We start from the raw sequence: 12,797 nt of genomic DNA, 5'->3' as shown, positions 1-12,797 counted from the left end.
CTACCTCCCCAGTGTAATATTGTTTTTGGAATCCTGCTTCAACGCCGATTGAATAATTCGCTGTTGTTCTAGGCTGTGTACTTGCTGATAACCGCTGGCCGGGCTTGAACGATCTGGTCTGCCTGCGTAACGAATTTCCGCTCCCTGTGGCACAACATTCCGCAGACGAGGTTCCATGTAACTCCAGGCTCCCATATTTTTAGGTTCTTCCTGAGCCCATACGAACTCCTTAACATGCGGGAAGCGGCCGAAAATATTTCGAATTTCCTCTTCCGGGAAAGGGTATAACTGCTCCACACGAATAATATGCAGACGCTCTTCTGCCTCATTCTTATCCTTTTCCAATGCTTCTTCGAGATCAATGGCAATCTTGCCACTGCACAGTACAATGCGCTCTACACGATCTGGACGTGCACCCAGACCAGGCTGTTCCAACACAGGACGGAATGCTCCTTCGCTGAATTCAGAAGCAGGCGAAGCAACACGATTATTACGAATCAGGCTCTTCGGCGACATCATCACCAGCGGGCGGGCTTCCTCACTTTCGCTTAATGCCGCCTGACGGCGCAGCAGATGGAAATACTGTGAGGCACTGCTCAAATTAGCGACAGTCCAGTTATTTTGAGCGGACAACTGGAGAAAACGCTCCAGACGTGCGCTCGTATGCTCTGGTCCTTGTCCTTCGCTACCATGCGGTAACAGCATCACCAGACTCGATTTCTGTTTCCATTTGGCACGGCCTGCAGAAATGAATTGGTCAAAAATAACCTGTGCACAGTTGGCAAAATCGCCGAATTGTGCTTCCCAAATTACTAACGTTTCAGGAGAATACACGTTATAGCCGTATTCAAAGCCGAGGACAGATGCCTCAGACAATGGACTATTATGGATACTGAACGAAGCACGTGCTTCCGGCAATGTATGCAACGGGCAATGTGTACGGCCTGTTTCAGGCTCATGCAGCACGAGGTTACGGTGAGCAAATGTAGCTCGCTCCGCATCCTGACCTGTCATACGAATAGGCTTGCCGTCTGCAAGAATGGTGGCCAAAGCCAGCGTCTCCGCCAAGCTCCAATCTACCTTTTCACCCTCGTTCAGAGCGGTTTTTCTACGCTGTAAAATTCGATCCAGCTTCGGATATACGTGAAAAGACTGTGGCCATTTGAGTAAGTTTTCATTGATTTGGCGCAGTTTTTTCAATTCCACTGCAGTACGTACCACAGAATTCTGATTCTTTTTCGCCTTCACAGGAGTAATTTCCGGCTCTTGTTCCGGTTGATTCTTCACCTGCTCATGCGCTTCCTTCAGTCTGTTTTGGACCTTTTCAATGAGGCCGGCACTAAACGCTTCATCCACAATCCCTTGCTTCATCAGCTTTTGAGCATACAATTTACTCACCGTCGGATGATTCTTCACCTTACGATATACCAGCGGTTGTGTTGTTTCCGGGTCATCAGATTCGTTGTGACCATAACGACGGTAACCAATCAGATCAATCAGAAAATCCTTCTTGAAACGATTGCGGTATTCGCCAGCCATACGAGCAGCTGCAATACATGCTTCGGGATTATCCGCGTTCACATGTACAATTGGAATTTCATAGCCTTTAGCCAGATCACTGGCATAACGAGTCGAACGGGAATCGACACTTTCCGTTGTAAAACCCAGACGATTATTCACAATAATATGAACTGAACCGCCATTGCGGAAGCCGCGCAAATTCGTGAAATTAAGTGATTCTGCCACGATACCTTCACCTGGGAAAGCAGCATCACCGTGCATAATAATGGTAGCTGCCTTGCTCACATCCAGCTTCGGATAACCAGCCTCACTGCGGTCTTCCTGTGCAGCTCGTGAAAATCCTTGTACCACCGGATTCACATATTCCAGGTGACTCGGGTTATTCGCCAATGTCAGACGGGCCTGCACTGCTCCTCCATCTTTTACAAAACGATCAGCACCCAGATGATATTTTACATCGCCAGTCCAGCCGTAGTTAATTCCTGTGGAACCTTCCGACGGGATTAAATCCTTATTCGGTGAATGATGAAATTCAGAGAAAATTTTACTGTAAGGCTTGCCCAGCACATGAGCCAGTACATTCAAACGGCCGCGATGCGCCATACCCATCAGGACATGACTTGCTCCTGCATTTGTGGTTAGACGAATAATCTCGTCGAGAACAGGGACAAGCACATCATTACCCTCAATGGAAAAACGTTTCTGTCCGACAAATGTTTTATGCAAAAACTCTTCGAACTGTTCTACTTCTACCAATCTGCCCAGCAACGACTTGCGTTCCTGTGTGGTGAGCGGCTTGGAGGACCAACCGGATTCTGCATAGCTGTTCAGCCAGCGTCGTTCCTCCTCGTTATGAATATGACTAAATTCATAGGCAATCGGACCTGTGTATGCTACACGTAACCGTTGAATGGCTTCCCATCCGTTAAGTGTTCCCGCAGGAGCGTTATCCCATATTAAAGAGGCTGGAAAAGCCTTCAAGTCTTGTTCCGTTAAACCGTAAGATGCTGGATTAAGCAAGCGTGTATCCTGCTCTGCATCCAGTTCCAGCGGATCGATTTGGGCGGCTAAATGTCCGTATTCACGGATATTCCATACCATTTTGCCCGCTGTAACCGCTTTCTGTAATGTATTCGAATCAAGATGCCCCAAAGCACTTGTGGGGGGGCCTTGCAATTTGTTGTCTATCATGGAAGCAGCCGAGTATTCGGATTGTGGCGGCTCACCCCATTGATCAAACAGCTCGCGGTAAGCCGGATCAACCATTCCGGGGTCCGCTACATACTTCTCATACTGGTCCTGCACATAACCTAAATTAGGTCCGTAATACGCCTGCCAAGGTACCTGTCTACTGCTCTCTTCCATTGTCATCTCGTTCCCTCCGTCAAATTTTGAAATTCATAGCTGGACGGAAATCATTTTCATTTTTTAAGTCTTCAGTTTAAGTTGTTCACAGTATGCTCACATTATATGAAATCCTGCATCAAAAGTCGAATTTCACAGTTCTTATTCCTCTTCCATTGTATAAAGTTTTCTAGCTATGAGCATTTCCTTTTTCTCAACATATCCATGCGTAAATGAGATGAATCGGGTGATTATTTCAGACAACATATCGGACAAATAAAAGAAGCCTTTCCACAAAAAGAAGAAAGGCTTGACTAGTATAAAAAACTAATCGCTACAAATGGCGAGGATTTAGCTTAATTAAAGTTGGAGACTGATACTCATTTGTGGGTCAGGAATCAAACACCTGGCAACTTAAAGTGACATTAAAGTCACTTTTCTGTACAATATTCCTACTTTTCACTATTATTTTAATTAGGCATCTAAAAACCGCTTTGAAAGCGAAAGGGATGGAACTGTGACTGGACTAAAACAAGTACTCAGAAACAAGAATTATGTCAGGTTTTTTCTGGCAACCTTCGCCTCACAAATGGGAGGAATTATCGGGGTTACTGCATTCATGTTTTATTTGTTGAAACGGTTTACAAATCAGCCTTATTATGCAACGCTTGCCGAGTTAATGTATTCACTCCCAATGCTGGTAGTTTTTCTCGTGGTTGGAGTGCTGGCAGATCGGATGGATAGACAAAAAATTGCTGTTAATTGTGACTGGATCAGCGCTTTTTTATCCTTATGTTTGCTTATTTTTATTTGGGTCGATTCAATCCCTTTGATATTTGCCCTCCTCTTCATCCGTAGTGCTGCCTCCAAATTTTTCTTTCCAGCCGAAAGTGCCATTATACAGGGGATATTAAGCGAAGATGATTACACCATTGCCGCAGGCCTCAATCAAATGATGGGGAGTCTTTTCATGTTATTCGGAGGAACTCTCGGGGCCGTCGTTTACTGGCATTTTGGAATTACTGGAGCCATCCTCATTGATGCTGTTTCTTTTATTGTGTCTGCACTGCTTATTCGTTCCTGCAAAATCCCCAAGGAAGTACGCCTTCCGAACGGGGCACATCAATTTAAACAATTAAAATTCAAACTTGTCATGATCGATTTTAAACAAGGATTTCTTTACATATTACGCAACAGACTATTGCTTTGGTTGGTTTCAGGCTTTTTTATGTTCGGTATCTTAAATGGTGGTTTTAGCGTTTTACCGATGTTTATTCTTAAATACAAGCTAGCTCCAGGCAACTATGAGCAGTATATGGTATGGACGGGTATTATTTTTGGGGCTGGTGTGTTGCTTGGTACTCTAATCGCTTCTCTCATCTCTACCAAGCTAAAACTACACCAAATGATTGCAGCGGGAGTTCTGGTAGCCGGAATGGGTATGTGCATACTTGGATTTGTTAACCACATCTATGCTTTCCTGATTATCAACTTTTTCATCGCACTGATCCTTCCGTTCATTAACATTGGTATAGGAGGATGGCTCCCTCGTATTGTAGATCCTCAAATGATGGGACGTGTGCAAGGTTTGATTAATCCGTTAATGATGCTGTCCCAGTCTCTTACATTAGGTTTCATTGCTGTTAGCTTTCCTTCATTTATTTCAATTGAAATCTTGTTTTTATTAGTTGGGGTCTGTACCGTTATTGTAGGAATATACTACACTATTGTGCTTCCCCGTTATGCTGATTACAGCACTTCTTCCAAGACCCTTCAGGAATCTTTATAGGCAAATTAAAAAAGTCAAACAGCAGACCATTCCGCCAGCGATTGTGGATTGCCACTTCTGCCTCCAAATCCAGCGCAAAGGTGGCTTCATACATTCGTTGCATGCGACTAGCTCGTCATAACCCAGTAGAGACAAAGACTAATAGGGTATGTAATATTCAAAAAAAAAAACGCCCAGCAGACGCATTAGCTGCATCAGCAGGACATTTTGATTGAAATCGGAGTAGCGGGATTCGAACCCACGACCTCACCCACCCCAAGGGTGCGCGCTACCTGACTGCGCTATACCCCGATAACCAAGTGCATGTAAACCGCGGTGTATCAACGTTTTCTTTACGTTCGTCCAGCGGTCAACTACCGTATATTTCCTATTATAGCGGATAGGCGCGCACCCTTGCAATAATTAACCGCGCACACCTGCATAGGAAAATCTGATAGCTACGCGGGTTTATGACGTAGGGAGCACCGCGCACACTTGCGTAATTTTGACCGTATAAACGAAGAAAAAGCGCTCGCCCACGGATCACAACCGTAGACAAGCGCTTTATAATTTCCGGAAGTTTATTTTGATACGCCGAAATTTCGTACACCAGATTCCGGGCCGCGCGAGGGGGCGCTTGGGGGTACGGCCCTCGCAATCACCACGCAAAAATACGCTTATTCATTCGCTTTTGATAGCGTAAATAAGCGTTAATTTCGATCGGACACACGCAGCCATACGTACCACCCGGTCACCTTTTATGCAGCGTATATTCACGGACATGTGCACAAAATCCATATTATGCGAATATGTCTGCGCTCGGAACCCGCGCCGTTATGCGGTTGATACTACGCTGCATAAATGTACCCTATGCACTGTATATACATTACCAACGTATAATCCGTATAAATCCCGTAGCTACGCGGCTTTGCACCCTATCCGGCTGCCTACCCGCTGGTAACGTATGCAGTGAAATACGCTGGTTTCCACGCCCGTTATACACTGCGTATGCAGCCGGAATGTGTAGCGTAAATCCGCCATTACGGAAGCCCCCGCGCCAGTCAACCCCCGAGTTGTAAGGCGGACGTGCGTCGGGAGCTTCGTGTAGGTAAAACGGGCTATCTGTCCGGAATCGTCGGATTATCCCGCGAGCAGTCGGTCCAACTCTTCGATGTCTTTACGGATAGCTTCGTCCGATCTACGTTTGTTCTCGACCTCTTCACGCATATCGACAACCTCCGTCCGATCCGTTAGCAACCCGTATCTACGCATGAACAAATCGATTGCCTTTACGGAAGGCATACCGTTATTACCGCCCATTATCGCTTTCATCAACTGAGTGTACACGGTCGACCGCATAGAATCAAGTTGACGCTCGGCCAGGTAGTTGACGTAGGCAGCGAACGTCGTCTGCGCCTTCCACTCGTACAGTGTTGAGCGCGCTATGCCGAGTTCGTCCGCAAGCTCCTGCATTGTACGCTTCTTTCCAACGTCGGAAAGTAGTTCGCCCCACTCGTTGGATACGAGTAATTGCGCGGCTCGTTGCTGCTGCGGTGTAAGCTGTTCCTCCAGTCGTATACGCTGTGAACTCATTCGGACTCCTCCTCTATACGCTTCCTCACATCAGCTATTGCGGCTTGAAACGTATCCTCATCGCTAAATGCTCCCGCCTTTTTCATTGTGTCCCTACTCGTCAACCACTTAAGCGCAATATGAAGACTCCGCACTTGAGCGTTAACATCGAGTGTATCCAGCTTATCTTCGTCTATTGCGTTGTTTACGCGGTTGATAACTCCGAGAGATAGCTCAACGCCCAAGCCCGGTACGCCGTAAAACTTCTCCTCCACGTGTTTCAGTAGCTTTGTATACTCAACGTATTGGGAAAGCCTGTCCGTATCAATACGCGTAACCTCGCCCTCGGCCAGTAACCGAGCATATTTAACTACGATCGCGGTAAACGGTTTGAGTCGACCGATTATAGCGAGCGCCAGCGGAGTGCTGACGAACTTAGGAACAGGCTTCGGGTACGGGTCTAGTCCTTGATCAATGCGAATTTGGCGTAACCGCTCAGTTAAACGTGCGACGTCAATCAATTCAATCGTCTCCCTTTCGTAAGTAAAAGAGCGAGCCGCAGCCCGCCCCTGAAGATTAAGCACGTGACAACGCTTTTACAAGACGCCCACACAGTACCTCGATGTCAGAATCGTGGTTAATCGTGACCCCTCCGAGATATATGTTCACGCCTCCTGAACCACCCTTACCACGCTGCTGGTCGCGCCATTCGGACGCCTCGTGCTTCGTTAAGACCGCTTCATCGCGATGGAGTGTAGCGGGATAACCGTTCATAGGTACTCGGTCGAGTCCGCCTGCGTGCTTATTGCCGAGCTTATTTCGACGTTCAGCGTTATGTGCCGCCAACTGATCGTCTGGTACACCGCCCATCCACGTAGGTAAGTGCTTATTCGTCCAGTCAAAGAACCCGTTCACAGCGTCGCTCGATCCAAGAGACTTCGCTCCCTGGCCAATGTAGACGTTAGATGCACCACCGCCTGCACCTATTGCAGCCCCTGCGAGCGCACCGCCAGGACCAAACACACCGCCAACTATCGCACCGCCACCACCGTTAAGCACCGCACTAGCGATAGGGTCATTAGCGATCGCTTTTTGTATCCCGTCAATTAATCCAGAACCAAGTTTCAACCCGACACTCACAAACGTTGGTACGGCTGCTTCCAGAGACGATGCCATGAACTGAACGACCTGTGCTGTCAATTTCTCTACAGCTTCTCGTCCCCCACCATTCCACCAATGGGAGAACGCCTTTTCTATCTTTTCGAAGGCGAACGCGACTTTACTTTTAATGTCTGGAAGCTTCGTAAACTCAGGGTTATTAATAAAGTTATCCTTGAGGAACGTCTTAGCGGTTGTTACTGCGCTCTGTACGGCTGCGGTAATCTGCGGTGTATACTTAACGACGAACTCCGAAGCCGCCTGCGCCAGTCGTTTTAAGATCGGCATCGTTGGGAGCAACGCGGAAATCTGCAACGTTTCGATTGCGCCTTGGAACTGCTCGACCGCACCCGCTGCGCTGTCCATCTTCTTGGTTGCTACTGACAGCGCCGTTACGTTCGCCATTTCTTGTCGGAACTTCTCGACACCGGCCGCCCCTTCTTTGAAGAGGATGTTACCCGCGCGAATCGCATCGGACCCGAACATCGTATACAGATAAGTTTGACGCTGTTCTCTCGTCAACTTACCGAAACGATTCTGTAACAGGTCCGCTACTTGCGCTAGGTCTTTAATCTCGCCCTTTTCGTTATAAAACGCAGAGTGTACGAGGTTGCTCGCCGTAAGAAACTTCTTCGTTTCCTTCGCAGACTTGGCCGTACCGACTTTAAGCCCTCGCTGTGCTGCTATATATTTCTCAAGGTCCTTCGTAACAGCCTGGACGGAAGTACCAGTCGACTTAATACCCTTTTTGGACATATACGCCAGCGCGTCCGTTGTGTTAACAGTAAGCAAATTAAAGTCCTCGAACAGGCCATACGCCTTGTCCGTCATCGGCGTTAAGTTGGAAAGGAATGTTTTCAAGGAGGTACCTGCTGACTCGCCTTTTACACCGTTGTTGGCGAAAAGTCCAAGCGCGGTATTCGTATCCTTAAATGACATGCCGACCTGATCTGCCACGGCCCCAACTTGCGCCAGTGAATAACGCAAATCATGCACGTCAGTCGCGGACGCGTTCGCAGTCCCGGCGAGAATGTCCGCAGCTTGGGCCGCAGTTAAACTTTCTCTCTTAAATGAGTTGAGCGAGGTCGACATAATCTCCGCGGATTCCGCTAGGCCGAGACCTCCCGCTGTTGCAAGATTGAGCGCTGCGTTAAGACCGCCCGCTTGGACCTGCGCGGTGGACATGCCCGCTTTCAAAAGCTCCTCGATCCCTTGTGCGGCTTCAAGTGCGCTATATTTCGTTAATGCGCCTTGTTCGAGCGCAAGCTGCTGCATGGCCTTCGTCTGCTCGTCTGTCGCGCCCGTTAACGCCTGGACCGTCTTCATCTGCGATTCGAAATCCATCGCTTTCTTGACGGAGTCTGCCGCAAAGGATACTCCGGTTACGGCTACGCCGAGTCCTGTCGCCGCTACACCGAACTTCGTTATGCTGCTAAAAGCCTTGCGCATGGGACGGCTCATATCGTCGACTAGGCGCAAGTGTCCTATCAGATCGAATGAAATTTAGATCGCCGTCCTTTCGATCGCACGCACCAGGAGTCCCAACGCCTTGTAAACGGCCATTGCCGGTCCTACTACGCCTTTTCCAGTCCGGACGGCTTCGTCTACGTCGTCGATCGCGGGGAGTAACTTCTTCATACGGAATCCCATTGCTTGTACACGCGCCCTGTCCGACGTTTCAAATTTTGCGGCCACTTCGCTCCATAGCGCCGCCTGCTCAGGAAAGCTATCTGCGAAATCATACGAACCGGGACGCTTGTGCGTTAAGACCGATTCAATCAACCGAATTACGGGCGTTACGCGCTCCATATCTGTGAGAACGCTGTCCGGTAGTTTAGACTTACTCATTCGTATTCCCCCTTTATCTTTGTTGCGCCGCCTTCGCTTCCTTCGGCCAACTTATAAGTACCAACTGCCAATAGCTTTCGGCTTCACTGGCTCTACTGGTGCAAATAAATAACCACTTCTAGTCCTAAGTGTTTCAATCGCGTCATCAACTCCCCACACCTTGCCGTTATCGTCAATGGATACGCCGGACAAGTCCGCCAGTGTGTACGCGGCGTCGAGTGCATCCGGAAGCACGCCAGCATTTCTTGACACGACCAGAAACTCCGCCCGGACAAGGCGTTTATTTGCGGTCTCTAAAACACCATCGCTCATTACTCCGCCGCCTTTCCTGCCCCAACGCTTAACGTCTGATTCTTGTCGTCTTTATAAATCCAAGCCAAGTCTTCCTCAGTTTGGCGGATACGGTCCCCCTCTTCGTCCACAAACGGCTCTGGCGTGTATTCTGGATGTTTAACAAAAAACGAATCCGTATCGTTGATATAGCGCGCATAATCCGCCCCAAAAGTTTCTTCTGCCGCGCTGTTTACGATAACGCTACGGTGAATGCGTGAATCCTCAACGAGCATTTGCGCAATCTCAAGGACTTCGCTGGCCCCGCGAAAATCCTCGCTTTGAAACGGCCTCATCAAACCGTCGTACATCTCGCCGAGTTCTCTACGGACGGAAGTCGTTACCGCCGCAGCGCCAGTGCCTTTTTGGGAGTTACCGTCCCCTGGAGTAGCGAGGACTTTCGTTGTGAGCTCCGCAAAGTCGTCCCGGACAAGCTTCGCAAGGTACGGGTCATCCAACTTTTCGATGAAGCCGCGCAGCTTATCAAACGCCGACTTCTGCGACGTGGCGAACATTAATTCCGTTTTCAGTGACCGGAAAGCGTCCTCAAATCGGCCGAGTTTCGTCGCATCCGGCTTTCTCGGCGGCGTGTAAATCACCTTTTCGGCTTCCTGGATTGTCTTTTTGATGTTCGCGACGTACTTTTGTCTCATCGTGTGTGTTTTTTGCAAGAATTCAATCGCGTAATTTTGTTTAGCTTCGGCTTTGACCTCCTGCTTGCCCTCTTCGGTGAGGCGGCGGTCCGATTCTATCTGTGAAAGTTCAGCGGAGAGTTTCCTTTTATATTCCAGCATCATACCAGTTGAGGATTGTTCAATTTCGCGTGCTCTCTGTAAACTTGCCTTTGCTTTTGCGTAACTCATTTTCATTTCCCCTTTTAGTTTAGTTTGCTTGTACGTCCTTCGCCGCAGGCTTGCCGCCTCTACCCTCCGTTAATACGTAACTCACGTGCAAGCCGACCGGCACCTCCGCCGTATCGAACGATTCGCAGTCGGATAGATGGAAGAATACGCGATCCTCACCGGACGAGATGAACCCGTAGCCCCGATCGCTAAAGTACGAAACTACACCGGATTTACGCTTTACTCTCGCCGGCTTATCCGACTCCTTCCGACTGATACCGAGTGACGGGCCGATGCTGGCGATCTCGTCGCCGGTACCGACGCCGCCTGTCCACGTTTTTGAGTTAATGAATTTGCTCACGCTGATTCCTCCCCTTCAAACTCTTTAACAAACTGATCCACCGCTCCATTGACGTTTGACACCACAGCAACCGGATAATTCCTGAAAAGGTGACGCCGGTCTTGTACCTCGAAGTACCCGGACCATAGCGCATCAACGGCGCTTTCTAATGGTGTCTTCTCTGCATCAACAGGCCAAGTCCCTGTCAGTGTATCAATGCCGGACGCATCATAAATCTTGACGATATCCTGGCCGCCCTCTTGCTTATGGATAACTTGCGTACATTGATCGCTCATTTCGGTTTCCCCCTTCGTCTACGTTTTCGTTCCTCTTCCGCGATCATAGGCGCAGCGAATCGAATCCACGCGCGGGATACGGAGTCACCGAATGTCACGGAAACATCAGCGTATGTTACGACTGTTTGATACTGCGGATTCACGTTTACTACCTCCTCGCTACTTGTGTACTCAAATATCGACATTGTACGGAATCATCGCCGCGCCAGGCTTTACACCGCTTATCCGCTTTTGACATCGCGTGAAGCAATACGCAGCTCGAATCCGGCTTGTAATACGGACAATATGTAGCCGCGTCCTCTCGATCACTCACTAGCTCACCTCCCGTTAAAACCGTGCATAATTCGTACTCATTTCCGTGTTTTCGCTTGATTTCAGACGCGCAAAAATAAGCCGAGGGTCATAGTTCCTCCGCTTGTCTAATACGCTAATACCACGCTAATTCAACGTATAGGGTACTCGCCGTCATGCGCTGATTTGGCAATTTAACAGGCGCTTGATCGACCGTTTCCGCGCTTCCGGTACACGATACTGAATCGCGATTAACTTGCCGAATCGGAAATACTCGGCCATGATGTGAAAATCCGAATAGCTACGCTTGATCTTCGCTATAACGGTAGCATCCTCTGTGTAAGCTGCAAGGTTGTCCGAGTCGATCCGCCATATCTTGTTACCCACGTAAGGCCCTCCTTTTGGGTACGACAAATAAGCCGCCTCGAAATTCGGGCCGCCTTGGTGATGCGTTTTTAATTGAAGAGAACTTTAATCGCTGCCAGCTTTTCCGCTGACCCTGCGAAGACAACTCGCGGATTAACTATAACCCGGCGCTTCCGTTTATCATGGACGTCGGGCACGAGCAGGAAAACGTTCTTGCCGTTGAGTTTAACCGCGTCGAGTGCTTTGCGAAGCTTCTGCGCGTCCTTATACCCGAGTAATGCCGCGAGTCTCTCGACGTCCATCGGTTGCAGCCGGTCTTCTTGCGTCTCTTCCGGATTAAAACATACGATGTTAGTGTTGAAGTTGATAAATGGAAGCACCGCGTAGAGGATCGCTAATTGTTTGACTTCACGGCCTTTTCCGTAAGTCTCATACAAGCTGCGTACAGTATTGCGAAACATACAGATATAGCGGTACTCGGAAAGATCGTATGTGTTCTCTTTCTTGATCTCGCCACGATAGAATATTGACGGGTTCATGTATAAGTCCCCGGTTTCCTCGTCCTCCGAGATGATTGATTCTGCGACCAGCTTCCTATACAATTCTGAGCAGCTAGTACGGTGCATGCCGATGAGATCGGCAAGGCCGGCGCGTTTAATGGGCCGCCCGTTGTCGTGCTGGAGCCTGCCGCCGTCGTAGCTCGTATAAGTCCCGAGGAACATTACACGGGCATAATCAGATTGACTAAGCGACGGGAACCGCTCGATAAATGTTTCGCAGCCTTTAAAGAGCGCGAACACAAAACCTCCGTGCTCCTCCGCCCATTGGCCGAGTACTGTGACGTTACGCGCCCCGCGTGCCTGCGCCTCAGTTGTCCGGATGACTGTGTCAATCGTAGAGGAAAGTCCGGCTTCTGCTAGCAGTTTATCCGCACGCTCCTGCGCTACGATCGCAGCCCCCTTCGTCTTTTGCGGTAGGTTTCTCCAAACTTGATTGGCACGTGATCTTTTATCAGAATTGCTCATGTTACCCCTCCCTAGTGAAAAATACCCAGCTTTTCGACTACAAAATCGGCCAGATACCCAGCTTTTCGACTACATAACTTTTTGGTGAGTAGAGGC

At 48.9% G+C, this 12,797-nt stretch carries 14 protein-coding genes and 1 tRNA gene; 1 reads left to right on the top strand and 14 read right to left on the bottom strand.

The window, feature by feature from the left end; genetic code table 11:
* Entirely contained in the window at window positions 1-2,892 is a 2,892-nt protein-coding gene (locus NSQ68_RS07275) for a 2-oxoglutarate dehydrogenase E1 component (protein WP_342428437.1), read from the bottom strand.
* A gap of 490 nt (window positions 2,893-3,382) precedes the next feature.
* On the opposite strand from NSQ68_RS07275, the gene NSQ68_RS07270 reads away from it, so the two are divergent.
* Entirely contained in the window at window positions 3,383-4,654 is a 1,272-nt protein-coding gene (locus tag NSQ68_RS07270) for an MFS transporter (protein ID WP_342428436.1), read from the top strand.
* 217 nt (window positions 4,655-4,871) lie between these two features.
* On the opposite strand, the gene NSQ68_RS07265 is transcribed toward NSQ68_RS07270, so the two are convergent.
* From NSQ68_RS07265 to NSQ68_RS07205, 13 genes are all read right to left on the bottom strand, one after another.
* Window positions 4,872-4,945 (bottom strand) — tRNA-Pro (locus NSQ68_RS07265).
* Between the two features lie 828 nt (window positions 4,946-5,773).
* Window positions 5,774-6,226, bottom strand: coding sequence for a phBC6A51 family helix-turn-helix protein (locus NSQ68_RS07260; RefSeq protein ID WP_208332561.1), 453 nt, complete (start codon window positions 6,224-6,226; stop codon window positions 5,774-5,776).
* Window positions 6,223-6,726, bottom strand: coding sequence for a hypothetical protein (locus NSQ68_RS07255; RefSeq protein WP_342428435.1), 504 nt, complete (start codon window positions 6,724-6,726; stop codon window positions 6,223-6,225). Before NSQ68_RS07255 ends, NSQ68_RS07260 begins: the two co-directional genes overlap by 4 nt.
* Before the next feature lie 55 nt (window positions 6,727-6,781).
* The gene (locus tag NSQ68_RS07250) at window positions 6,782-8,812 is read right to left on the bottom strand and encodes a phage tail tape measure protein (RefSeq protein ID WP_342428434.1); all 2,031 of its coding nucleotides are present in this window, start codon (window positions 8,810-8,812) and stop codon (window positions 6,782-6,784) included.
* Between the two features lie 54 nt (window positions 8,813-8,866).
* Window positions 8,867-9,211 (bottom strand): hypothetical protein, encoded by a 345-nt coding sequence (locus NSQ68_RS07245; protein ID WP_342428433.1) that lies wholly within the window; start codon window positions 9,209-9,211, stop codon window positions 8,867-8,869.
* 51 nt (window positions 9,212-9,262) lie between these two features.
* Window positions 9,263-9,463, bottom strand: coding sequence for a phage scaffolding protein (locus tag NSQ68_RS07240; RefSeq protein WP_264453569.1), 201 nt, complete (start codon window positions 9,461-9,463; stop codon window positions 9,263-9,265).
* A gap of 59 nt (window positions 9,464-9,522) precedes the next feature.
* On the bottom strand, window positions 9,523-10,404 hold the full coding sequence (locus NSQ68_RS07235) for a hypothetical protein (RefSeq protein ID WP_342428432.1): 882 nt from the start codon (window positions 10,402-10,404) through the stop codon (window positions 9,523-9,525).
* 19 nt (window positions 10,405-10,423) lie between these two features.
* Window positions 10,424-10,744: a cold shock domain-containing protein gene (locus NSQ68_RS07230; protein ID WP_342428431.1), complete on the bottom strand. Its 321-nt coding sequence runs from the start codon at window positions 10,742-10,744 to the stop codon at window positions 10,424-10,426.
* A complete protein-coding gene (locus tag NSQ68_RS07225) occupies window positions 10,741-11,019 on the bottom strand; it encodes a hypothetical protein (RefSeq protein ID WP_342428430.1) in 279 nt (92 codons plus the stop codon). Before NSQ68_RS07225 ends, NSQ68_RS07230 begins: the two co-directional genes overlap by 4 nt.
* Window positions 11,016-11,162, bottom strand: a complete 147-nt coding sequence (locus NSQ68_RS07220; protein WP_342428429.1) for a hypothetical protein — start codon at window positions 11,160-11,162, stop codon at window positions 11,016-11,018. The genes NSQ68_RS07225 and NSQ68_RS07220 overlap by 4 nt, the downstream gene beginning before the upstream one ends.
* Before the next feature lie 5 nt (window positions 11,163-11,167).
* Window positions 11,168-11,332 carry a hypothetical protein gene (locus tag NSQ68_RS07215; protein WP_342428428.1) on the bottom strand — a complete coding sequence of 55 codons (165 nt, stop codon included), beginning with the start codon at window positions 11,330-11,332 and terminating at the stop codon, window positions 11,168-11,170.
* 152 nt (window positions 11,333-11,484) lie between these two features.
* The gene (locus tag NSQ68_RS07210) at window positions 11,485-11,697 is read right to left on the bottom strand and encodes a hypothetical protein (protein ID WP_342428427.1); all 213 of its coding nucleotides are present in this window, start codon (window positions 11,695-11,697) and stop codon (window positions 11,485-11,487) included.
* Between the two features lie 68 nt (window positions 11,698-11,765).
* Window positions 11,766-12,701: a hypothetical protein gene (locus NSQ68_RS07205; protein ID WP_342428426.1), complete on the bottom strand. Its 936-nt coding sequence runs from the start codon at window positions 12,699-12,701 to the stop codon at window positions 11,766-11,768.
* Window positions 12,702-12,797 lie beyond the last annotated feature (96 nt).

Source organism: Paenibacillus sp. FSL L8-0158 (assembly GCF_038592965.1).
Taxonomy (GTDB): Bacteria; Bacillota; Bacilli; order Paenibacillales; family Paenibacillaceae; genus Paenibacillus; species Paenibacillus polymyxa_D.
This window is presented reverse-complemented; position numbering and strand designations above follow the sequence as displayed.

Excerpts from the sequence above, each read along its gene's own strand:
- NSQ68_RS07275 (WP_342428437.1), bottom strand. The coding sequence starts at position 2,892 with ATGACAATGGAAGAGAGCAGTAGACAGGTACCTTGGCAGGCGTATTAC.
- NSQ68_RS07245 (WP_342428433.1), bottom strand. The coding sequence starts at position 9,211 with ATGAGTAAGTCTAAACTACCGGACAGCGTTCTCACAGATATGGAGCGC.
- NSQ68_RS07250 (WP_342428434.1), bottom strand. The coding sequence starts at position 8,812 with ATGCGCAAGGCTTTTAGCAGCATAACGAAGTTCGGTGTAGCGGCGACA.
- NSQ68_RS07205 (WP_342428426.1), bottom strand. The coding sequence starts at position 12,701 with ATGAGCAATTCTGATAAAAGATCACGTGCCAATCAAGTTTGGAGAAAC.
- NSQ68_RS07235 (WP_342428432.1), bottom strand. The coding sequence starts at position 10,404 with ATGAGTTACGCAAAAGCAAAGGCAAGTTTACAGAGAGCACGCGAAATT.
- NSQ68_RS07225 (WP_342428430.1), bottom strand. The coding sequence starts at position 11,019 with ATGAGCGATCAATGTACGCAAGTTATCCATAAGCAAGAGGGCGGCCAG.
- NSQ68_RS07260 (WP_208332561.1), bottom strand. The coding sequence starts at position 6,226 with ATGAGTTCACAGCGTATACGACTGGAGGAACAGCTTACACCGCAGCAG.